18 protein-coding genes and 1 pseudogene are annotated in these 20,583 nt (G+C 63.8%); 4 read left to right on the top strand and 15 right to left on the bottom strand.

The annotated features are described in order from the left end of the window. Positions 1-146: 146 nt before the first annotated feature. Entirely contained in the window at positions 147-1,190 is a 1,044-nt protein-coding gene (locus BXU08_RS11450) for a rod shape-determining protein (RefSeq protein ID WP_077510174.1), read from the top strand. 120 nt (positions 1,191-1,310) lie between these two features. Continuing rightward, entirely contained in the window at positions 1,311-2,564 is a 1,254-nt protein-coding gene (locus BXU08_RS11445; protein WP_171982499.1) for a serine hydrolase, read from the top strand. Between the two features lie 61 nt (positions 2,565-2,625). Here BXU08_RS11445 and BXU08_RS11440 read toward each other — a convergent pair whose 3' ends face one another. The 5 genes from BXU08_RS11440 to qatA all read right to left on the bottom strand — a co-directional run bounded on the left by BXU08_RS11440 (position 2,626) and on the right by qatA (position 8,824). Further along, a complete protein-coding gene (locus BXU08_RS11440) occupies positions 2,626-3,078 on the bottom strand; it encodes a tRNA (cytidine(34)-2'-O)-methyltransferase (RefSeq protein ID WP_077510172.1) in 453 nt (150 codons plus the stop codon). A gap of 805 nt (positions 3,079-3,883) precedes the next feature. Continuing rightward, positions 3,884-4,651 (bottom strand): Qat anti-phage system TatD family nuclease QatD, encoded by a 768-nt coding sequence (gene qatD / locus BXU08_RS11435; protein WP_077510171.1) that lies wholly within the window; start codon positions 4,649-4,651, stop codon positions 3,884-3,886. Further along, positions 4,648-5,997 carry a Qat anti-phage system QueC-like protein QatC gene (gene qatC, locus BXU08_RS11430; RefSeq protein ID WP_077510170.1) on the bottom strand — a complete coding sequence of 450 codons (1,350 nt, stop codon included), beginning with the start codon at positions 5,995-5,997 and terminating at the stop codon, positions 4,648-4,650. The genes qatD and qatC overlap by 4 nt, the downstream gene beginning before the upstream one ends. Next, positions 5,994-6,863 carry a Qat anti-phage system associated protein QatB gene (gene qatB / locus BXU08_RS11425; RefSeq protein WP_077510169.1) on the bottom strand — a complete coding sequence of 290 codons (870 nt, stop codon included), beginning with the start codon at positions 6,861-6,863 and terminating at the stop codon, positions 5,994-5,996. Before qatB ends, qatC begins: the two co-directional genes overlap by 4 nt. Beyond that, complete coding sequence (qatA, locus tag BXU08_RS11420) at positions 6,863-8,824, bottom strand: Qat anti-phage system ATPase QatA (RefSeq protein WP_077510168.1); 1,962 nt, start codon at positions 8,822-8,824, stop codon at positions 6,863-6,865. The genes qatB and qatA overlap by 1 nt, the downstream gene beginning before the upstream one ends. A gap of 1,320 nt (positions 8,825-10,144) precedes the next feature. On the opposite strand from qatA, the gene BXU08_RS11415 reads away from it, so the two are divergent. Continuing rightward, a protein-coding gene (locus BXU08_RS11415; protein WP_150125645.1) for an IS3 family transposase occupies positions 10,145-11,292 on the top strand; the annotation gives its coding sequence in 2 pieces (ribosomal slippage) (positions 10,145-10,406 and positions 10,406-11,292; 1,149 coding nt in all). A 92-nt stretch (positions 11,293-11,384) separates the two neighbouring features. On the opposite strand, the gene BXU08_RS11410 is transcribed toward BXU08_RS11415, so the two are convergent. From BXU08_RS11410 to BXU08_RS11385, 7 genes and pseudogenes are all read right to left on the bottom strand, one after another. Beyond that, positions 11,385-12,359, bottom strand: coding sequence for a hypothetical protein (locus tag BXU08_RS11410; protein ID WP_077510167.1), 975 nt, complete (start codon positions 12,357-12,359; stop codon positions 11,385-11,387). Next, a complete protein-coding gene (locus BXU08_RS11405) occupies positions 12,359-13,237 on the bottom strand; it encodes a hypothetical protein (protein ID WP_253190350.1) in 879 nt (292 codons plus the stop codon). Before BXU08_RS11405 ends, BXU08_RS11410 begins: the two co-directional genes overlap by 1 nt. Before the next feature lie 108 nt (positions 13,238-13,345). Further along, positions 13,346-13,501, bottom strand: a pseudogene (locus tag BXU08_RS20535) (DUF4236 domain-containing protein); the annotation flags it as partial. A 309-nt stretch (positions 13,502-13,810) separates the two neighbouring features. Continuing rightward, positions 13,811-13,942, bottom strand: coding sequence for a helix-turn-helix domain-containing protein (locus BXU08_RS11400; protein ID WP_077510165.1), 132 nt, complete (start codon positions 13,940-13,942; stop codon positions 13,811-13,813). 41 nt (positions 13,943-13,983) lie between these two features. Further along, complete coding sequence (locus BXU08_RS11395; RefSeq protein ID WP_077510164.1) at positions 13,984-14,406, bottom strand: hypothetical protein; 423 nt, start codon at positions 14,404-14,406, stop codon at positions 13,984-13,986. A gap of 147 nt (positions 14,407-14,553) precedes the next feature. Continuing rightward, a complete protein-coding gene (locus BXU08_RS11390) occupies positions 14,554-16,290 on the bottom strand; it encodes a DUF3363 domain-containing protein (protein WP_253190349.1) in 1,737 nt (578 codons plus the stop codon). A 639-nt stretch (positions 16,291-16,929) separates the two neighbouring features. Beyond that, positions 16,930-17,292 carry a hypothetical protein gene (locus tag BXU08_RS11385; protein WP_077510162.1) on the bottom strand — a complete coding sequence of 121 codons (363 nt, stop codon included), beginning with the start codon at positions 17,290-17,292 and terminating at the stop codon, positions 16,930-16,932. A gap of 283 nt (positions 17,293-17,575) precedes the next feature. On the opposite strand from BXU08_RS11385, the gene BXU08_RS11380 reads away from it, so the two are divergent. Continuing rightward, positions 17,576-18,631, top strand: coding sequence for an IS110 family transposase (locus BXU08_RS11380; RefSeq protein ID WP_077510161.1), 1,056 nt, complete (start codon positions 17,576-17,578; stop codon positions 18,629-18,631). Positions 18,632-18,764: 133 nt separating this feature from the next. Here the strand turns inward: BXU08_RS11380 and BXU08_RS11375 are convergent, their stop codons facing one another. From BXU08_RS11375 to BXU08_RS20040, 3 genes are all read right to left on the bottom strand, one after another. After that, entirely contained in the window at positions 18,765-19,085 is a 321-nt protein-coding gene (locus BXU08_RS11375; RefSeq protein ID WP_077510160.1) for a DUF736 family protein, read from the bottom strand. A 281-nt stretch (positions 19,086-19,366) separates the two neighbouring features. Then, positions 19,367-20,278: a HEPN domain-containing protein gene (locus tag BXU08_RS11370; RefSeq protein WP_077510159.1), complete on the bottom strand. Its 912-nt coding sequence runs from the start codon at positions 20,276-20,278 to the stop codon at positions 19,367-19,369. Next, the gene (locus tag BXU08_RS20040) at positions 20,275-20,553 is read right to left on the bottom strand and encodes a sigma factor-like helix-turn-helix DNA-binding protein (RefSeq protein ID WP_171982498.1); all 279 of its coding nucleotides are present in this window, start codon (positions 20,551-20,553) and stop codon (positions 20,275-20,277) included. The genes BXU08_RS11370 and BXU08_RS20040 overlap by 4 nt, the downstream gene beginning before the upstream one ends. Positions 20,554-20,583: the final 30 nt, after the last annotated feature.

Raw genomic sequence — 20,583 nt, 5'->3', positions numbered from 1 at the left:
CAATGCCGATCGAACGGGCGCCCATGCCGCTCGGGCAGCCGCTAACCGATTGACGAGACCTCGCCTTGGGCCCACCGGGCGTCTTTACGCGCCCCGTGGCACCTGCTCCGCGAGGAGCCGGTGACGACGCCAACAGATTGAGTTCGATGCGGTTTCCTCGCCTGTTTCGTGGCACTTCCTACGACCTTGCCATAGACCTCGGCACCGTGAACACGGTGGTCTATCTCCGGGATCGGGGGATCGTGCTCAGCGAACCGTCGGTCGTGGCGATGGAGACGATCAACGGCATCTCGCGCGTGCGTGCGGTGGGCGCCGAGGCGAAACTGATGCTCGGCAAGACGCCCGACAATGTCCGGACGATCCGTCCGATGCGCGATGGCGTGATCGCGGACATCGAAGTCGCCGAACAGATGATCAAATACTTCATCGACAAGGCGCGCGGCGGACGTAGTCGGCTCGCCGGCGGGCCGGAGATCGTCGTCAGCATACCCAGCAGCGCTACGCAGGTGGAGCGTCGTGCGATTCAGCAGGCTGCGACGAATGCGGGCGCGCGCAAAGTGTGTCTGATCGAAGAATCGATGGCTGCCGCGATCGGCGCCGGCTTGCCCGTCACCGAGCCGCTGGGCGCCATGGTAGTGGACATCGGCGGAGGAACGACCGAGGTCGCCATCCTCTCCTTGCGAGGGCTGGCGTACAGCGCATCCGTCCGGGTCGGGGGCGATCGAATGGACGAAGCGATCGCCTCGGGCATTCGCCGCAAGCACAATTTGATGGTGGGCGAAGCCACGGCCGAACGGATAAAGGTCGAAATCGGCACCGCACAAGTGCCTGCCGACGGCGTTGGCGTCGTGACGAAAGTCCGGGGGCGCGATCTGGTGAAGGGGATGCCTGCGGAGGTCGAAGTCAGCCAGGGGGAAATTGCCCAGTCCCTCGCCGACCTCACGGCGCAGATCGTGGACGCGACGCTTTCCGCGCTGGAAAAGGCGGAACCCGAGCTGGCGTCGGACATCTATGATCAGGGGATCGTGATGACCGGTGGCGGCAGCTTGCTCACGCATCTGGACGAAGTGCTCTCGAAGGCGACCGGCTTGCCGGTTATCGTCGCGGAAAATGCATTGATGTGCGTGGCAAACGGGGCTGGACGTGCCCTGGAGGATCCGGTGTATCGCGGCGTGATGACCGGCGCCTAGCCGCGCGTCGGCGGCACGCGCGCTCGAGCGGGCAGGGGGAGACGAAGGTTGATGCTCTACTCGCGGAGCGATGCTGGAAAAGTCGGAAAAGCGGGGCTGGGCAGGTTGCTGGCGGCTATCATGGGGCTGATCCTCGTCGGGGGTGCCGCCGCAACCTTCGCGCTCACCCGCTCGAGTCCGATATCGCCGGACGCGCAGCCGACAAGCATAGCCGGCGACGCATCGGCCGATGCGGTTTCGGCCGACATGCCGTCGAAGGTCGATTATCGCCGGCTGGAAGCGCGGATCGCCGGACTGATGCACGAGCCGAACATCGTCGGCCTGGCAGTCGGCGTGATCGAGCGCGGACAGATTCGCCTGCTGCGGGGCTATGGCGAAACGCGCGTGAACTCAGGCGATCCCGTCACCCCCGACACGGTGTTCCGCTGGGCATCGCTTTCCAAGGGCGTGGCATCTGCATTGGTTGTGGGGCTCGCCGAGGAGGGAAGGCTGTCGCTCGACGCACCGCTGGCCTCGATGGGCACGACCCTGACGCTCCCGGGCGACGCCGCGCGCGTCACGGTCGCCGATGTGCTGTCGCATCGCCTGGGCCTGGTTCGCAACGCGTGGGACGAGCGGCTGGAGGCGGGGGAGGACCCGAAGATGCTGCGTGCCACGCTCGGCACGCTGCCGGCATATTGCGTGCCGGCGACCTGCTATTCGTATCAGAACATTGCCTTCGATGCCGCAAGCGAGATCGTGCAGCGCCTGGCGGGCCGGGACTATGCAAGCGCTGCGCGGGCTCGGCTGTTCGCGCCGCTGGGCATGAAGAATGCGAGCGTCGGACGCGCAGGGCTGGAACAAGCGGCCAGCTGGGCGCGGCCGCACCGTCGGGACAAGGTGCCTACGACCGTCAACGACAGCTATTATCGCGTGCCTGCCGCGGGCGGCGTCAACTCGTCGATCCGCGACCTCGTCCTGTGGATGCGCGCGCAGATGGGCGATACGCCGCGCGTGCTGTCGCGCGAAACGCTCGATACCCTGCACCGCGCCAGAGTGCCGACTCCGCCGCACGGCAGGCGTGGGCCGATGGACCGCGCCTTGACGGACGCTGCCTATGGGCTGGGCTGGCGCAGCTTCAGCTATGCCGGGCGTGCGCTGGTCGGACACCGCGGATCGGTGGACGGCTATGGCTCGCTCATCCTGTTCGACCCGGCGGACAAGAGCGGGATCGTGATGCTGTGGAACAGCAACCAGTCCAAGGCGGCACGGTTGCAACTCGAGTTCTTCGACATGCTCTATGGCTTGCCGCCGACGGACTGGCTGGAGTTGGAAGCGCGACCGAAGGCGCTGGACACAGGTGCCGCTGCGGCGAGCCCGCGCACGGCACCCTGACCTGATTTGCCGCGGCGGTGGAGATACTGCACGGAGGAAGGCCGGGGGCGTCGGGAGCTGGTCAGCCCGGCAGGCTCGCCGTCTGGCGCAAGGCTTCGCCCAGTGCGAGCGCCGCTGACGTGGCAAGGTTCATCGATCGTACCTGCGGCCGCATCGGGATGCGCACCCGGGCATCGCAGGTATCGGCTACGGCAGTAGGAATGCCTGCGCTTTCCTTGCCGAAGAGCAGCACATCGTCGGGCATGAAATTGAAATCATAGGCCGATTGATCGCTCTTCGTGGTGAACAGCACCAGTCGTTGCGAGCCGATGCTGGTCTTGAACGCGTCGAAGCCGGCATGACGGGCAATGGCGACATGATCGATATAGTCCATCGCGGTCCGGCGAACTCGTCGGTCATCCCATTCGAACCCCATCGGCTCGATAAGGTCCACAGCTGCCCCGAAACAGGCGCCGAGCCGCAGAACGGCGCCGACATTTCCAGCAATTTCCGGTTCGAAGAGAGCAATCCGCATTCGGGCTGATTGGTGCGGGCGAACGCGCCTTGCAAGCCTGAGATGCGCTCTTGGGGCCGCATTTTCCGCCCTGCATGCAGACTCCCGCGTTCGGTCAGGCGGTTCGCGTACCGGGCACTTGATTTGCGCTATCCCTACTCTGTCGCGCTTGCGGCACGCCGAGCTTGTCTGATGGCTGGGGTGGTGGTGCGCTTACAGGACTCTTGGTCGTGCCCTATGATTATGAAATAACGTCATAATATTGTTGTGATTTTCCGAGAAGCCCCCGCCGAGGCCCCCAAGAATTTTAGCTCCGATTCGGACTCGAACCCGGTGCGGACGGGCCTCTAAGTGACGACTCACAAGGGAATAACTTTTCGTCGCCGTGGTCAGCGTTCCGGCGGTTCTTATGACTGTTCGTGGGCCGGCAGCGGACTTTATCTTCCGGACCAGTATCAGTGAAAGCTGCCGTCCGACCGAACTCATGAGGTGCCTTGATCGCCCCGGGTCTTCCGCTGGTGCCCGCAGGCGCATGCGATGCCGATTCGGACGCCTACCGGCGTCGCCGAGCTGGTCCCCGTGGCCTCGACATAATTGCGCAAGGCACGCACAGTGGAAAACCGGCTGTCGCGAAATACACATGGTCCGTTGGCCGGGCATTGCGCAACTCTGTTGCCAATGATGATGCAGCCGGCCGACCAGCACGCATCCTTGCGATAGTGGACCGGATGTTGCGCTTGGGGCTGTACCGCTGAGCTCCAGCCAACCACTCGATCGAGACCTGGGGCATTCGAACCGATTGCGCCACTGCGTGTCGCATGGCACTTCAGCTGGCGATCAGATGCTTCAGGTTCGCGGTGATCTGCCTCGCCATCGCGGCGGGCTCGACACCGCGCATGCCGGCCAGTTTGATCACGGTCGCCGACACGTCGCTCGGCCTCGACGGTCGTCCCATCGTCTGGGTGAACGGACCGTCGGTCTCGGTGAGGATGCGATCGGAGGGGATTGCGGCGACGCACGCTTCTCGCCGCCCGCCGTCGAGCATGGCTGCGTTGACCGAGAAGAAGCAGCCGAGCTCCAGCGCGCGCCGCAGCTCGGAAGCCGAGCCGGTGAACCAGTGCAACACGACGCGCCCACGCGTGCGCGGCAGCCGGGCCTCGATCATGTCGAGTACGGGCTTCACCGAGCGGACGCTGTGTACCGTGAGGATGCGGTCGCCGAGCGCCGCGCATCGCCCGAGGATCGCCTCGAAGACCTGCTTTTGCAGCGCGAGCGAGCGGAAGTGGCTCGGCCCCGAATCCAGCCCCACCTCGCCGACATAGCGCGTCGTCGGCACCAGCTCGTGCCATAGGGCAAGCTCGGCCGCCCGCTCGGCGACGAGCTGCGGATGGAGCCCGAGCGCCGCCCGAACATATTTGGTGCGGGACGCCAGCTCGTGATTGCGACGCCATGCCTTGGGCGTAGTAGTCACAGCGAGCGTGTAGACCGCGTCCTTCTCGCACTGGTCGATCGCGACCTGAAGGTCCGGATAGAGGTCGAGGTGGCAGTGGAAGTCGACCAGCGCCGAGCGCTCGATCGCGTCGGCCTGGTTCATGCGGGCGCCGCGCGCACGCCCCGGAGCAGCCGTCCCACTTCCTCGAGTCCGCGGCGGTAGACCTCCGCGAGTTCGTCGATATCGGCAGGCACGTCGGCTAGGCTTCCGGGTTTGTGGACGAGCAGCTTGGCGAGACCGGGGTCGCGCCGCAGCCGCGCGATCGCGAGCTGGAACGATCGGACCTGTATGCCCTCGGCCTTCTTCGTGTCGAGGGTTGTCGCCGAAAGATTATCGAGAATATAGGGCGTCGGGTCCTTGCCGAGCAGCGATGCACGCCGGATCAGGCACGGCAGGCAATGGCCGCAATGGCCCTGCGGCAGCCCGAGCCACCGCGCCTTGGCGGGCGACGAGCAGGACAGCGAATGGGGCGTGAGCGCCTGCAGCACGGCCTGGTCGGCGCACCCGTCGACCATCTCGCCCTTGGTCTTGTCCCAATAGGGGTTGACCAACCGGCCGGCGATCCCGAGGTCGGCGAGCAGATCGTTCCACCGCGCGAGATGGAAGGGATGCGTGGTGCGAGTGCTCGGCGCGCCGAGCCGCAATGTGTCGAGCGGTACGTTGAGTGCGATCAGGCCGTTCTCGGGCACCTGCAGGTCGAACGGCTTTCCCAGCCCGGACCCGGCCGCGGCGGCGATCGCGAAGAACAGGAACGATCGTCCGCGCGTGGTCGACTCCGACGCCACATCCTCGACCAGTCCGTTCTCGAACGCCATCCAGACCCGAATGCGCTCGAGGTTGTTCCTGGGGAATGCACGGCGTAGCCCGCCGAAGCACCCCTCCTGCGAGGCGCTGACCGCGCCCTCGCCGGCATGGCTGACGAAGAGTTGCGTATGTCCAGCCGAGACCCGGTCGATCGCTCCGATCAGGCTGTCGAGCCCGCCCGAGAACAGGCTGACGCCATCATAGGGCAGGTCCTCGAGCCGCGGTTCGGGCGGGACGACGAGGGTGCGATGGGTGCGCGGCCTTGCCCTGAACCCGATCTGCCAGCGGTCACCGGTCAAGAAGTCAAGCGCGCGCTTGAGGGTGACCCGGCTCGCGTCCCACAGGGCGGGATCACTCACCGGCACGACGAGGCGGATCTCCCGGGTCCAGCCGTCCTGCGCCTCGCTGTCTCGCGAGATGCGGGTATCCGCCGCGTGGACATGCGCGGCGAGGATCAACAGGTCGGCCGCGACCTCGCCGGGCTGGAGCCCTAGCGCGCGCATGTCGGCCAGCGCGTTGCCGATCCCGAAATTCATCCCGTCGGCAGGCCCGAACCGGAGTTCGGTCGCGGCCTCGTCCGTCGCCTTGGGGATTCGGGTGCGGTCGCCCGGCCCGAGCCGACCGATGATCAGATGTCGGCTCATTCGCCTGCCTCCTGTTCGCCGAGCGCCTCGAGGATGTCGAACGAGGATTGATAGACCTGCTCGATGGTCTGCGCGATCGTCGCGGGGTCGATCGCGGTGAAATCGATCGCCGCCTCGGAAAATGCATCGACGACGCCGCCCCGGATGAAATCGTGCAGCTGGTCGCGGACCTGCTCGGCCGCGCGCACGTCCGCTGGGAGCTCGACGCCGCGCACGCCGATGTCGTTGTAGATGCGGTCCTCGATCGTATGGGCGACGTAGAGTTCGAGGACGGTCTGCATCTGCTCGGACGTGAGGTTCGCCATGTCAGTTACGCCGGCGTCGGCGAGATCGACGACGGTCTCGAGGAACGCGTCGCGGGCGATTCCCTCGTCGATCGACCCTCCTTCGGGACAGATATGCTCGACGAGCGCCGAGAGAATCTCCGTGGCCGGACGTCCGGCCAGTCCCGCGAGGTTGAAGTTCGCCAACGCGGTCTGGAGGCCGCGCGTCGCGACGTCGCCCAGGAAGCTGGCGATGCGCGCGGCAGCACCGCGCGAGGAGCCCATCCGCCGCGCGGCATTGCCCGATCCGCCCGCCGCCTGCGAAACATATTGGGAAACGGCGCGGCCGAGCGCCCGACGGTCGTCCCCGCCCGAGCTCGCGAAGCGCGAGAAATTGGCGCGCGCGCTGCGGAACCGGTCCGGCACCGGGGGCGGCAGCGGAACGGGCCGGGGAGGCGGCGCCGGCGGGACCGCGGGCGGAGGTTCACCGTCGCCGTCGCCGTCCTGCGGCGCCGGGGCGGGACCGCCCGGATCGTCGTCGACGAAATCCGGCACCAGCGGCGATCCGGGGCTCGCCCCTCGGAACGGTGTTGAAGTTCCCATCAGCGCTTCCCTCCCTTGCCCCTGCCCCCGACCGCGACGCCCGCCGCCATCTTGAGCGCCCGGTTGCCGTCCTGCTGCGCCCAGCCTTTGAGGATAACCGCAAGCCGCGCCTTGGATTCCTGGGCGGTCAGCGCGGCATTCCAGCCTGTCGTAGCCCAAGCCCCGCAGCGGTCGGCCGGGAGCTGCTCGATGAGGTCGAGGAGGTTGGGCTGCAGCAACGGGTGCGCGACCACGAGCGCGATCGCCCCGTCCACGCCCGGCGGCGGACGCCGAAAATCGTCGTGGGTGATGATCCTCGACCGCACGCCCTCGAACACCCTCCCGGCTTCGGCCGGCGCGAGCTGGCCAAGCATGGCGCCATGGGCGCCAAGCGCCAGCTTGGGCAGCATCAGAGTGTCGACGACGCCTTCGAGGTGACCGAGCGTGGAAGAGGCGCCGAAGAAGTCCTTCCGGTCGCGGGCGATGAACAGGTAGGGCCTAAGATCGACACCGGCGAGCCGCGGCTCCAGCTTTGCCCAAGCGGTGACGCGTTCGTCGGCGCGCCATTCGTCGAGGATTTGATCGGCGGCGGCGGCCGGTTTGATCGCCTTGCGCTTCGCGCTGTCCGCACCGTCGGCACTGGCTTCCGCATTCTCCGGCGGCGCGTCGAGCTCGGCCTCGAGCCTGCCGAGGCGCTCCGAGCGGCCTTGGTCATGCCGCGCGGCGTCGCCGGCGATGCGATCGAAGAGGCGCGGGATAAAGCGCTCCGCAAGCATCAGCTTGGCGAGCACGGTCCGCTTGAAGTCATCACCGAAACGGCGAGCCCTGGCGGTATGCTCGCGCAAGAGCAGGGCGTTGAGGAAGCGCTTGATTTGCCGGGGGTTGCCGAATGTGCCGCGCGCGAGGAGCGGTGCAATCTGGTCGCTCAGGGTCAGCGCGGCGTTCACGGCGGCCGCGTTGTCGCCCAAATCTCCCAGGGCGTCGCGCAGCATCGCGGCGTCCACGCCAGCGCTCTTCCACGGTTCTTGGAGCGCCAGGCGCGCCTCGGCGATGAGTGTCTTGAACCCTTCATGATCTTCGCCCAATTCGGCGCCGACCAGCAGCAGCGTCACGTAGGAACGTGTCTCGACATCGCCCAGCGCCGGGATCCGGAACGGGACTTGGATGAGCTTCTCGAGATAATTGCGTGCATAATCGCGGGGACCCGTCGTGTCCGGCAGGTCCGGGAAGTGCTTGCGCACCGAATATTCGATCATCGCCTCGTCCGCCGCGACGACGAAGGCGGTGTTGTTGGTGAACACGAACAGCCGCACCGCCTCGAGCGTCTCGATCGCGGTGTCGGGCAGGCACCGGTCGAGATCGTCGATCAGGACCACGAGTTGCTTAACACCGGCCTTTTCCAGCAGCTCGTCGAACGCCTTGCGGAACGCTTCGATCTCCTGCGGCACCTTTTTCGAGGACGGCTTGAGCAGGCCTTTCGCGCCTTCGATAGCACCGTCGAGATTCTCTTTGGTTGCGAGCTTCGCGGGATCAGCGACCATCCCCTTCAGCTTGCCGAGTAGCGCTTCCACCATGTCCGGGGACGGAATGCCGGTCGTTGCGGTCAGGGCGAGGCCGCCGGCGTGCCGGGCCACTTTGAGCCAGTCGATCCGGTTGAAGATGTCCTTGACCGTATCCCCTGCCTTGGTCAGCGCCGGCCGTTTTTCGACCAGCCCCGTAACGATCCCTTCGATCAGCGCGATCTTCGCGTCTTCGAACCCTTGGAACCGCCAGCCATTGAACTTCAGGCAGAGCGTGTCCTCCTGCGCTTCGATCTGCGCCTCGACGAGTTCGAGGATGCTGGATTTCCCCGCGCCCCAGTCGCCATGGACGCCGACCGTGATAGGCTTCGCCGGATTGTCCCGGAGCAAGGCGACGATCGAGGAGGCGATCGGTTCATTATTGAGCAGATCGACCTTGGTCTCGTTGTCGAATAAGAACATTGGGGCTTTTCCCGTAATAATGCGCGTCCAAAGCGTTGGTACAGTCATCGCATGCTTAAGCATAGCGTATCGATGCTAGCCAATCTTCGAATATTGGTCGGTCGAGGCATGGCTCATTTGTTTGACCGGTGCGCCGGTCTGTCGTCGCCTTGGAGCTCCTGTTCATATATGACCGCTATGTTCGATCACCCGACCCTCACCGCGTCGCCGAGGCAAGCCGATCCGATCCAGCCATGGGAGTCGATGCGTCCCATAGCCGTCGGCAATCCACCATCTTCGTAGATCGACGTTCGCTGAACAAACGACCATTTTCGGGATTTGTTTTCGGCTGCACGACTGACCGATATTAGGGCGCTTTGCTGACCGGCCGCTTCTGCGGAACCCGCCCAGCGACTTTTGGGCCGTTTGCGGACTCACCGTTTTAGGCCACGACCCCCAAAGAGCGGACACCGCGAAGTCCGCCGCCTGAACGGCTCTTAGTGGGCCGCATAGGGTTGTGGGCTCCCTAACCTGAAACTTAGGAAGCAGCCATCAGCTAACACGACCGCTCAAGGTCGCGGGTCGCTGACCAGCGCTCCGCAAAATGGGGTCATTTATAAAGGTGGCCCCGACGAAGGCCGCCAACTGGCTACCGATCTTCGCGAGCTTCAAGCTTGGCTGAAGCAGTGATTGTTAGCCGGCTGGGAAAGGCATTCAGCCTTGACTTCATTCTTAACTCGTGCGGATTGTTACGCAATAGCGCCCCGCCCTAAAGAATAGGCAAAAGTTGCGCGCAGGATTGGTTTTGAAAAGAAAAGGAGAGCGCCCATGGCACTTAAGCCAGGACCCAAGCCGATAGCAAAATCAACAGGGAAACCCGATCAGCGTCGCCGTGACAACAAAACCACACCAGGTAACACACCGTCCCTCAAACCCAGCAAATCTAGCAAGCCCCCCAAAATGAAATGAAAGAGCCGCCGATCGCCACCGTGCGTAGGGATGACCGGTTTCGCTGAAACTGGTCATTCTTGGTCAGCCAATACAGGGCCGACGATGACGGCGGATGGGCCGTGAAGAGGCGGTCCGGTTCTGGGCGGCCGATCCAAGAAAGCCGCCGTTCCCGTTCGGACCCGGCAGGTGCCGGCTTCCGACCAACACGCGTCGTCTGTATGCGGTAGTGGGAACGTCGGGCCACTCCAGAACCGGCCATTCACAACGGCCAGCCCTGCGAACTGGCATACGTCATAGTCGAGGTCATTCGCCGATCGATAGCGAGTACTCTGAGCTGCACCCGGTTTCGTGGACACCGAGATAAGGTGTTTTGGGAACCGGAGGGTGACGATGCAACGACGGAAGTTCAGCCGGGAGTTCAAGCTTGAGGCGGTGAAGCTGGTATTGGAGCGGGGCGTTTCGGCAGCGCAGGCGGCGCGCGATCTCGACGTGCACGCCAACGTGCTGCGCAAGTGGATCCGCGAAGCGGAGGGCGATCCTGGATCGGCCTTTCCCGGCCAAGGCAACCTGAGGCCAGAGCAGCAGGAGATTGAGCGGCTGCGCCGCGAGCTGGCCCGGATGAAGGCGGAGCGCGACATCCTAAAAAAAGCGGCGGCCTACTTCGCGAAGGACTCGATATGAGGTTCGCCTTCATCGCGAAGCACCGGGGGATCTGGCCGGTATCGTGGATATGCGAGGCGCTCGGGGTCTCGCGCAGTGGCTTCCACGCCTGGCTGGTGCGTGCGCCGAGCGCGCGTTCGCGCAGCGATGAAGATGTCGGCGCGCGGGTCCGTGCGAGCTTCATCTCCAGCTATCGCACCTATGGCGCGCGCCGTGTCTGGCACGATCTTCTGGCCGAAGGCCTGTCATGCGGGCTGCACCGCGTCGAACGGCTGATGCGGGCGCAGGGCCTCAAGGCTCGCCCCCGGCGTCGCGGGCTGCCCAAGGACGAAGGCCAGCGATCGGTGATCGCCGGCAATGTGCTCGATCGTCAGTTCACCGCCGACGAGCCGAACCAGAAGTGGGTGGCGGACTTCACCTATATCTGGACTGCCCAAGGCTGGCTCTATGTCGCAGCCGTTATCGACCTGTTCTCACGCCGCGTCGTTGGTTGGTCGATGAGCGACACGATGACGGCGCAGCTCGTCACCGACGCGCTGATCATGGCGATCTGGCGGCGCGGTAAGCCGGATGCCCTCCTGCATCACTCCGACCAGGGCAGCCAATATACCAGCGAGCAGTTCCAGCGGCTGATGGCCGACAACGGCGTCACCTGTTCGATGAGCCGGTCCGGTAACGTCTGGGACAACGCTGCGATGGAGAGCTTCTTCTCCTCGCTCAAGACCGAACGGATCGCGCGGAAAACATACCGCACGCGCAATCAGGCGAGGGAAGACGTGTTCGATTATATCGAGCGCTTCTACAATCCGACACGCAGGCACTCGACCTTGGGGTATCTCAGCCCGATGGACTTCGAGAAGCAGGCTAGTGTAGCCTAACCTGGTGTCCACGAAACCGGGTGCAGCTCACTCAACGCCACCTTCATTCAAATCGCGTTTGAAGATGATTTGGTTTGGACCGGTGCGAGAGCCTACTCAGCCAGTGTTAAAACCCTGCGAGCATTCCAACTCGGACCACTTTCTACCTTGAGACCGTCCAGCTGAAATCCCTCCTCCTTCAGTTGTTCCCCGAGCTCGAACATGGCGCGATGCGCTCCTGCCCAATCCTCATCGACGAAGAACCTAGCCAGCAGCGGGTGGACCTTAATGGTCAGATCGAGAAACGGCAGCGCAAACCCGAGGCCGGCTTGATCCCGCGCTTCTGCCCCGCGCCCGAACGCGTCCCAGAGCGCTCGGACGGGGCCATAGTAGAAGCGCCACGCATCGCCGATCTCCGGAACCTCGATCGGCTTTTTGGGGTCGGAAGGCGGATCGATCCAGTGGAAATGCAGCGCGTCGTTCGCGAAGAAAGCGAACGAGCCGATATGCAGAGTGCATGGACTGCCGTTTACCGACACGAGACGGGTTGCCTGTGTCTTGGCCTTCGTCCTGTCGGGGGCGGACGGTTTGCTCGCGCGCCCCTTGGTCTCGAACGAGAGCCAGTCACCGGAACTTGTCTGCTGACCGAAGAGATCGGGCCGCGATCGGCCAAGAACCGAGGTCGGGATCGTCGACTTGAACACGTCAAGATGCAGAAGCCAGGGAGTCGAAAGCAGGCGGCTGGAGAATAGTTTGCAGAAGGTCATGCCAAGGAAATAGCTGATCGCGCCTTTCTCGGTCGGATCGAGGTTCTTGTAAGCACTTGTCCGGCGCAAGCGCGTGGCGGTGGGACCATATTGCTCGAGCGCCATGCCGACCAGCGACAGGCGGAACACCGCCTCGTGCAAGGAGGCAGCCCCATGCGCGAAGACATGGTGCACCGACGGGCGTCCGATGGTCAGAGCGGCCCAGAGGATCTCGCCCCATGTCACAGACAGTTCGCTGCTGCCGTTCGCGAGGACGCCGGGCGGGAACGCCTCGTTCGTGTAGGGCAGGCGAAGTTGGCCCGATCTCGGTCTGATCGCCATCAGGACGAAGCCAACGCGGATCGATAGGCGTCGAACGCCCGCGCGAACTCACCGGCCGCCGCCGCATTCGAAAACTGATACTCCTCTTCGACGCCGCCGGGCGTCGTGAAGACCATCCGGCCGTAGAGGCACAGCGGAATCTGGTAGTTGTCGCGGAAGCGCAGGTCGGGCGAGCCGTTCTTGTTCACCTTGGCCCAGGTGTAGCCGACGACCTGGCTGTCTCTGGGAACGGCCTCGTCCTCGACGAACTGCGCAGCGGCGAAAGCAAGATCGATCTCCCTGAGGTCGATCAGCGCGAACGCACCGTCCTCTCGCGGCATCAGTGCCACGCCAGGAAAGATCAGGATGTCCTCGCCGTTGACGTTCTGGAATCGCATCGCCCGTCCTTCGAACCGGACGAGATCCGAAGTCGAGAATTCGAGCGTCACCGGCGTGCGCGTGATCGACCGCGAGGCGTAGGACCGTTCGACCACGCGGTTGCCGATGCGGTCCGAGGTGATGTCCCAGATGCGGGCGCAGCCCCGAAGGATCTCGAACTGGCGCACGAGCGCGCCGTAGGCTTTCTGCGCAGCGTCGGAGGTTTCGAATCTGACGTCCACATGGGTCGACTGCTGCCATTCGGTGAGCCGCTGGATCTCCTGCTCAGCCTCCGGGACGGATATCTCAAGCTCTGCGATGCGGCGCTTGTAGAAGACGCGGAACAGGCTCCGGCTGCGGCGGTCAAGCTCGGCCGCGTCGCGGCTGTGCACGCCCTGTGCCTCTGCGAGATCGGCGGCGATCTCCGCGCGCTGGATCCGTGCTTGAGCGATCAGGTCACGGACCTCGAGAAGCCCGTGGCTGGTGAGATTCTCGACCGCTGCGCTGTTGATCTCGCGCATCTGCTGCGACTGCCAATATCCAACGGATGGATTGGAGGGTGGTGCGGAGCCGGGGCGAGGGGACGGCGACGGCGTCGCGCCGGGCGTAAGGCTTGAGGAATAGGAAAGTCCGCTGCCTGGGACCCCGACCGTGCTGCGAGTCCCGCGCGGACCGACGTTAAGGGAAGCGCCCGGGACGCCGAACGTTGCACTGACACCGCCGCCGCTCAGATTGAGTCGAACGCCTGGAAATAGCTGAAACGACTGTCGGAACCTCAGCCCCACGCGGTCCTCCCCCGTCTGTCGGGACAATGCCCACTACTGATTGAAAAAGGAAGTAATCTGTTGATCAGACGATTTGCGGTCGGGCTGGACACGGCGAAATCTTTGTCATTCAATTGTGCGCTATCCGACGCATTAAGCGACCGGTTGCTAAAACCAGTCGGTCGCGGGGAGGCGCGGGAATGACCGCAAAGTCTCAGGATCGGTCGTGTGCAATCAAGTCATCGGGAGAGGAACTTACAGCAGATTTTGGGATCGGACACGCGATCGATGAACGGCTCAAATTGGGGCGCACAGCTGCCATCGGCATTCTTAAAATCGCTGTTTTTCAACGAACGCTGTGAGACTGCTGAGCAATACAAGTCGGCGCACGCCCACTTTAATCGTCTCGATATCGCCAGCCGCGATGAGCTCATAAAATTTGGATCGACCGATCCCGATCATGCGACACGCTTCGGGAATGCGGACCGAGATACGTTGCTCGTTCAATGCAGCTTCCTCAGCTTTTCGATCGCAGGATCATCGGTCGCCGGTGGGTCCTTACCCGCCAGCATCTCGGCCATCTGGTCGATGAAGTTCTCGAACTGGCGAGCCGCGGACGCGCGGCCAGCGTCGTCGGGCTTCGGCAACACACTTGCCATAGCGAGCTGGTGTCGCAGCATTCGCGCAAACGCTTCCCAGAAAATGCCCTGCTTTCGTCCGAGCGCTTCGATCCTCCGCTCAATACCGTTGGCCCGGACTTCGAGCGCCTCAAAGTTCCCGCCGCCATCGCGGCGGTTGAACCAGGCATCGAGCGCCTCGACGAGAATATCGGACTTCGGCTTGCCGGTGACCTTAGCGCGCTGCGCAAGGCGCTTGCTCAGTTCCTCGGACAGGAACAGCTGATGGCGGGTCTTGAACGTCTTCATTTGCTCGATCTGCTTCCTTTTCCAACCGGCCTCAAGAGGCCCGGGGACCGTCTGACGGGCGGTGTCCGTCATTGTCGCGATCTGGCGCGATAAGGGTAGGGAGCCGGGAGCACGCTGCGCTTTCTAATTCTACGATCTCGCACCGCGTCACATGCCGATCGATGGCCCGCCACGACCCCGTCCCACGTTCCAACTCATCGAGTCGCCGTGCGGGATACCGGTGATCTGCTGGCCTATGTGCCGCTCCATCTCCGGGCGCCACGGCACCAGCACGAACTCCCGCGATTGCTGGATCAGGGCGAAGCGACCTGATGCGGATTGGACCGAGCGCCGATAGATGCCGTCAATGCGCTCGCCGGATAACGCTTCCCGAACGCCCATGCCCATCTCGTTGCTTAGCTGCCCGGCCAGTGTCCGTACCTCGCGCTGCCGAAGCGCCTCGCTCGTGCCGGGACGGAGCCGCAACTGCTCACCGTCGATATCGGCAAGCTGCTGATCGACAAGCCATTGCTGGCGCAGATAAAGCGCCCGATTGACGTCCTTCCCAAAGCCATGGGCGGCAAGCTTCATCGGCTCGGGCGCCGCGAGTTCCTCGTCGAGCCAGGTCGGCGCATCGAGCGCCGCCTGCTTCTCTACCGAGATAGGTGACAACATCGTGATCGTCATCGGCGACTTGTCAGCCCGGCCACGCTCATACTCGCGCACGCGATCGAGATGATCGGGCGCGATATTCCAGCTGCCGTCGGGCATCCGCTCGACATTGCCGGTCGCGCGCCGGATCGCCTCCAGCCGGCGGACATGCGTCCTGGCAAAATCCTCGCTGGCGTTGCGGTCATGCCGGAGATGGATATCGACGCTGTAGCGCCCGCCATTGGCCCCGGCCACCTCGCCAATAGTGCGGTCCGATTTCCGGGGTTCGATCTGGCGCGGCTCGAGCTTCACCAGGCTGCCGCGCGGCGTCGGATGGTCGTCGTTCCCTATATCGACATAGTGGGTGCGCCCGTCGATCCCATCGACGATCAGATATCGGCGGTCATGATGATCGCCAGCCGCGCCACGCTGGACGACCTGCCCGATGATCGGCTCACGGTCGCGGGCCGGATCGTGGATAGCCGTCGGTTGCAGACCCCGCCCTTCCGGCAACAGCGCCATTGCCTTGTGCATTGTGCGGATGACGTCACCGCGCCGTCCGAGATCGGTTAGTGTTTTCTCAAGGTCGGGTGCGAGCGACCAGGTCAGATTCCCGGTTGGCTCGGCGAGTTCCATCCGCTCAAGCTGGCGGGCACGGCTAATGAGCATCTGCTGGTAGCTGTTGTCGCCGCCCGTTGCTCCTCCGTCCTGGCGGAGATCGACGATGTCGTCCTCGGCGCGCTGGAGTATTGCCCGATCGAGGCGGGTCAGTCGCTCGGCATCGACCTCATGGGCAAGCTGCTCGCGGAGCTCCAGCTCGCTCTGGGGACCAAGGGCGCGGGTCATGATCTCGGAAGCGCGATGGCGGATGCCGTGGGCGATGTAGTCCCCCGCAATATTGAGAGTCTTTCCGTCCTCGGTGACGCCACGAACGGTGATGTGCGTATGCGGGTGGCCGGTATCGAAGTGATCGACCGCGATCCAGTCGAGGTTGGTGCCGAGGTCCTGCTCCATCTTCGCCATCAGGTCGCGGGTTACGGTCTTCAGCGTGTCGAACTTGGCACCATCCTCGGGTGAGACGATGAACCGGAACTGGTGGCGATCATCGGCTCCGCGTTCGGCGAACTCCTTGCCATCGACGCCATCGGCGAACGTCGAATAGAAGCGGCCCGGCTCGCCCTCCCGGCTGACACCATCACGTTCCAGATATCGGAGGTGCGCGCCGACTGCTCCCGCCTTGCCGGCGAGCTTCACGACCCGCGCCTTTACCGCCACGCGGCGCGGACGAACGCGAGCGCCGCTCCGGCCATCGACCGACCAGCCCGATCCGCGCGGGAGCGCCGCCGCGAACTTCGCGCCGCGACCTCGTGCATTGAAGCGCCCGGTGCGCGGCGCGGACGAGCCAGTGCTCGACGATGATCCGCCGGCCCGCCGCGGGTTGCCGCCAAGCCGCGCTGTGCGCGCCAGGATCTTCGCCTGCATCCCCGGCTTTCGCGCGCCCTGCGAGCGAATCCGTCCGGGCCTGATTTCGAAATGGTCGTCGTCCTGTGCCATCGTCGAGGATATGCGGATGGTCGTCCGATGGCTGCAAGTATCTCTCAGAAAACCATCGAAATTCTGCGGGTTTGAAGGGTGCGATCGTCGCAACAGTCTCGCAAAGCGGTGCTTGCGAGGCAAACCATCTCTCTAAAAAAGGATGTGCAGACAAAGCGTTAGCGCGAAAAATGCGGCGAGCCGTTTTTCGCTTTATCTTGCATATACTCCTCCTTCCTCCTGCTCCCCCGCCTCCTCATTCTCGCCCTTCTCTCCCTGCCTTCCCGACGCCGAGTCAGAGCACATGGCAAAAGCACCGGAAGCGACGCCGATGACGCCGCTCCCGGTGCAGAATCGACCTCAATGTCGAAGCCGCTCGAACGCGTCATCGGCATCCCAGAAGCTGGCAAAGCTGCGATGCTGCCGCAAATCGTGCACGCAACCGTCACCGTCGACCAGCGCGATTCCGACGTGAAAACGCCCGTCGAACTCGCTGAAGATCACGATGCGGTCGAGCGCTCCGACCTCATCATCGAGGCTCTGGTATTCGCCGATCCATGCCTCGCGCTGACGCGCGTTCCAGCAGAAATCGGCCAACTCGCCATCGATGAAATAGCGTGCGATTGACGCAGCACCTTCCGCGTCTAGACCAGAGGTCAGACTCTGAATCAGTGCAGCCACAGGATCGATCTTCGCGATTTGAACAGCGGACATCATGTTCATGACAGGCTCCGTTCACGCGCCGGTAGCCTCGGAATTCTCTGACGTGCCCCTCCCTCCCCTGGCCGAATATCTATCGCCGGCTTGACGCTTGGGGTTCGCGCCAGCGACGCGAAAATGAAATCTCAGGTGCCCGTCACGGGAACGTCGCATCGCTGTTTCACGAGAGCATCCGGGTCGAATCGGCCATGGCTGGCGATACGCCGTGAATTTGTATTGGGGACCAACGCGTCACTCAGGTCGCTTTTTGGTGATCGCCAGCCGAAAGCCTCGAAGGGTGCGGAGTATGCGCGCGAAGCATTGGGTTGGACTCGACGTGGGCGAAAGCTGCACGCGAGTTTGCGTGCTGCGGAAGCGCGGCCCTGCGGTACTCGAGTGCTCGACCGGGTCGAGTGCCGAGGACATCGCGCGGGGCCTGTCGATGTTCGAGATCGCCGACATCGATTCGATCGTTATGGAAAGCGGCGCGCCAGGCGAGATTGAGCGACAGCTCAAGAAGATGGGCTATCCAGTGGTCGTCCTCGATGTCCGAAAGACGCACCGATATCTCTCGATCCGCCACAACAAAACCGATGAGAACGACGCCCGCGGCTTGGCGGAGATTGCCCGGCTCGGTGAGCTGTCGAGACTTTCGGTCTACTCGAAGAGCTACGATTCCGAGGTGTTGCGAAACCAGCTCTGTGTCCGAAAGCGGCTGGTGGACACAAGGGCGGAGATACAAACATCGCTCCGGTCGCTGCTCCGAAATCATGGCAGTCAGCTCCGGCGAGTGCCGCATGGGAAAGCGATGAGACCAGCAATCGAGGCGGAATTCGCTCGTCTTCAAAGTACGGGCGCATCGCAGATCGTATCGCAGTTACTGCCGCTCGTTGATGTCTGGGAGACGCTATCAGGTCACATCAAACGCATCGATGACGAACTCGCTTGCATCGCGCGGCTCAACCCCGTGGTCCAGCGGTTCATTCAAATTCCAGGCGTCGGTCCAATGTGCGCGATCTCGTTCTACGCCACGATTGACGACCCGCACCGCTTCGCTCGCACCGCAGATGTGGGAGCATATTTGGGCATGGTTCCTCGGGTGCAGCAGTCAGGAGCAAGTCTCCATCGAACCCGGGTGACGAGGGCAGGAGATGCGATGGCGAGAGGCTATCTTGTTCTCGCAGCCGGGGTCGCATTGACACGAGCAAAGCAGAGTTCCGCACTCCGAGAGTGGGGACTCGACTTGAGAAAGAAGGTCGGATTTTCGAAGGCGAGAATGGCGGTTGCACGCAAACTGGCTGTTACGATGCTCAGCATGTGGAAGGCCGACAAGGATTTCGTTCCGTATCCGCAGAGGGCTTGAGGCTCCGCCGCGAGCGGTATGCAAGGACTCCGGCCTAGGAATTGGAGCTATGTCTCCGCCCCCCGTATGGAGCCGATGCGTACCTCAAGGTAGCGGAAGCCCCCGGCCAATCAGGGCCGGGGGCACTCCGCACCTAGTCGGCGGGGTTCCAGATGACCGCGAACCGGTCCTCGGCTTCGCCAGCGGCGCGGCCGAGATTGGCGTAGAGCCGGCGGGGTCCGAACTCCGGCGCCGCGAGGCTGAGCGACACATAGTCCTGGCCCGAGCTCTGCGAACGACGGTTCCAGCCCGCACCGATCTCGACGCCGTCCGAGGTCACCCGGTAGTCGGGCTGGCTGTCGCTGGTCTTGTTGTCGTTCGCGACGATCTCGATGTCGGCGCGGATGCTGAGGGTCTTGAGCGAGCCCTTGAACGAGCCGTCCGAGCCCTTGGTCACGTATCCGATTGCAGCCATTGTCTTCACTCCGTTGCTTGCGGCCCGGGACCGTCCCGTGCCGACACGCCGACCCAGTGGACGGGACAAGGGGCGTCCGAACCGAAGGCCGGAGCGCCAGCGGAGGACCGGAGCACAGCGCTATTTTGCTGCGCGAGGAACGGCGAAGCCGAGGGGAAAATAGTGCGGCGCGATGGTTTCGAGGCGGCCCGACCGGCCATAGGTCATTGGCGTTCGAGGCCGGAGTCGGTCCTTGTGCACGCAGAGTGACGGCGATCGATAGCGCTTCGTGACTGACGGACTTAGGCGGCTTCCGACAAGGTGGTCAGACGCTCGACACACGCCACTTCGACGACCAATTTGAGCAACGCAACACGCTCGCCCAGCCAGCCCAACTGCTCGGCGGTGATGCGGTATTCGCGCGAATAGCGGGCCTTGATGTAGGCCTCGCGCAGCCGGGCATAGGCCTGTCGCTCCTCCTTGGTGGCGGACGGCCAGACCTGCTTGAGGCGAGGCTCCATGTCTTCGGCGAGCGAGCGAAGCCGGTTCAGATTGTGCGTCTTGGGCGTGTAGAGCGTGCGCACCAGGAACAGGCATTGGTAGAGCCGCTCGGTGGCTTGGTGATAGTTGAAAGCCGCCAGATTCAAGTGGCCGCGTGAGACGTGGAATTCCGCTCCCTGTACGAACTCACCGGCACTTTCGAACCACTGCTCGAAAAAGCTGCGCGTCTCCGAAAGCGCCTCTGCGGCTGAAAGCGGCTGCGGCTCGGCAAACGGGTGCCCCTCCTCCTCGAACAGCACAACGCCGTCACGCAGGATATCCATGAAGAAGTAGCGGCCCAGCCGCAGCTTCTCGTTCACGTCGTCGAGGCTGTGATAGACGAGACTGACCGGGGTCCGGAGGTTCGTGCCTTCGGCGAGAACCTCGAGCAATCGGTCCTCGGTCTTAAGCCAGAACTCGGGCACGTCGGTCAGGTCTTCATGATCAACAACGACCAGCAGATCATAGTCGGAGAAATAGCGCCCCACGGGATCCTCGACCCAGTCGCCCCGCGCGTAGCTGCCGAACAGGATGATCTTGAGCAGCTTGCCGTGGCGGAAGCGCGGCTGGCTGCGGAACTTGATAGCGCGCGCGAACCCCTCGCGGATCAGCTCAACCACAAGCGCCAGCTCGCGGCGCTTGCCTTCGGGCAAATGATCCAGCTCGTGCTTCATCCGCGCCAGACTCGTCCGAAAGCGGCGCGAAGCCAAGCCCCAATTCGCTCCAATCCGCCGGGACGGGCCTCATCGGTGTTCCGCATCAAGTGCAACATGGCCTGGGCCATGCGGCGCTCGACCTCGGCGATGTCGATGCCGAGTTCGCCAGCGATTTCGCCATAGGCCAGGTTTCGGAACCGGTGCCTGTCGAACACCGCGCGCGCCGGTCCGGGCATCGTCTCATGCGCACGGCGTAGGCTGCGCATCTTCTTTCTAGAAATCCTATCGGGCATGTCACTGCTCCTTCCGCGCACCGAGCCGCA

This window comes from Sphingomonas sp. LM7, assembly GCF_002002925.1.
In the GTDB taxonomy this organism is placed as follows: domain Bacteria; phylum Pseudomonadota; class Alphaproteobacteria; order Sphingomonadales; family Sphingomonadaceae; genus Sphingomonas.
The sequence above is the reverse complement of the archived record's forward strand: the minus strand, read 5'-3'. Positions and strand labels throughout refer to the sequence as shown.

Coding starts and splice junctions, on each gene's coding strand:
- BXU08_RS11450 (WP_077510174.1), top strand. CDS start 147: ATGCGGTTTCCTCGCCTGTTTCGTGGCACTTCCTACGACCTTGCCATA.
- BXU08_RS11445 (WP_171982499.1), top strand. CDS start 1,311: ATGGGGCTGATCCTCGTCGGGGGTGCCGCCGCAACCTTCGCGCTCACC.
- BXU08_RS11440 (WP_077510172.1), bottom strand. CDS start 3,078: ATGCGGATTGCTCTCTTCGAACCGGAAATTGCTGGAAATGTCGGCGCC.
- qatD (WP_077510171.1), bottom strand. CDS start 4,651: ATGAACCAGGCCGACGCGATCGAGCGCTCGGCGCTGGTCGACTTCCAC.
- qatC (WP_077510170.1), bottom strand. CDS start 5,997: ATGAGCCGACATCTGATCATCGGTCGGCTCGGGCCGGGCGACCGCACC.
- qatB (WP_077510169.1), bottom strand. CDS start 6,863: ATGGGAACTTCAACACCGTTCCGAGGGGCGAGCCCCGGATCGCCGCTG.
- qatA (WP_077510168.1), bottom strand. CDS start 8,824: ATGTTCTTATTCGACAACGAGACCAAGGTCGATCTGCTCAATAATGAA.
- BXU08_RS11410 (WP_077510167.1), bottom strand. CDS start 12,359: ATGGCGATCAGACCGAGATCGGGCCAACTTCGCCTGCCCTACACGAAC.
- BXU08_RS11405 (WP_253190350.1), bottom strand. CDS start 13,237: ATGCGCGAGATCAACAGCGCAGCGGTCGAGAATCTCACCAGCCACGGG.
- BXU08_RS11400 (WP_077510165.1), bottom strand. CDS start 13,942: ATGATCGGGATCGGTCGATCCAAATTTTATGAGCTCATCGCGGCTGGC.
- BXU08_RS11395 (WP_077510164.1), bottom strand. CDS start 14,406: ATGAAGACGTTCAAGACCCGCCATCAGCTGTTCCTGTCCGAGGAACTG.
- BXU08_RS11385 (WP_077510162.1), bottom strand. CDS start 17,292: ATGAACATGATGTCCGCTGTTCAAATCGCGAAGATCGATCCTGTGGCT.
- BXU08_RS11380 (WP_077510161.1), top strand. CDS start 17,576: ATGCGCGCGAAGCATTGGGTTGGACTCGACGTGGGCGAAAGCTGCACG.
- BXU08_RS11375 (WP_077510160.1), bottom strand. CDS start 19,085: ATGGCTGCAATCGGATACGTGACCAAGGGCTCGGACGGCTCGTTCAAG.
- BXU08_RS11370 (WP_077510159.1), bottom strand. CDS start 20,278: ATGAAGCACGAGCTGGATCATTTGCCCGAAGGCAAGCGCCGCGAGCTG.
- BXU08_RS20040 (WP_171982498.1), bottom strand. CDS start 20,553: ATGCCCGATAGGATTTCTAGAAAGAAGATGCGCAGCCTACGCCGTGCG.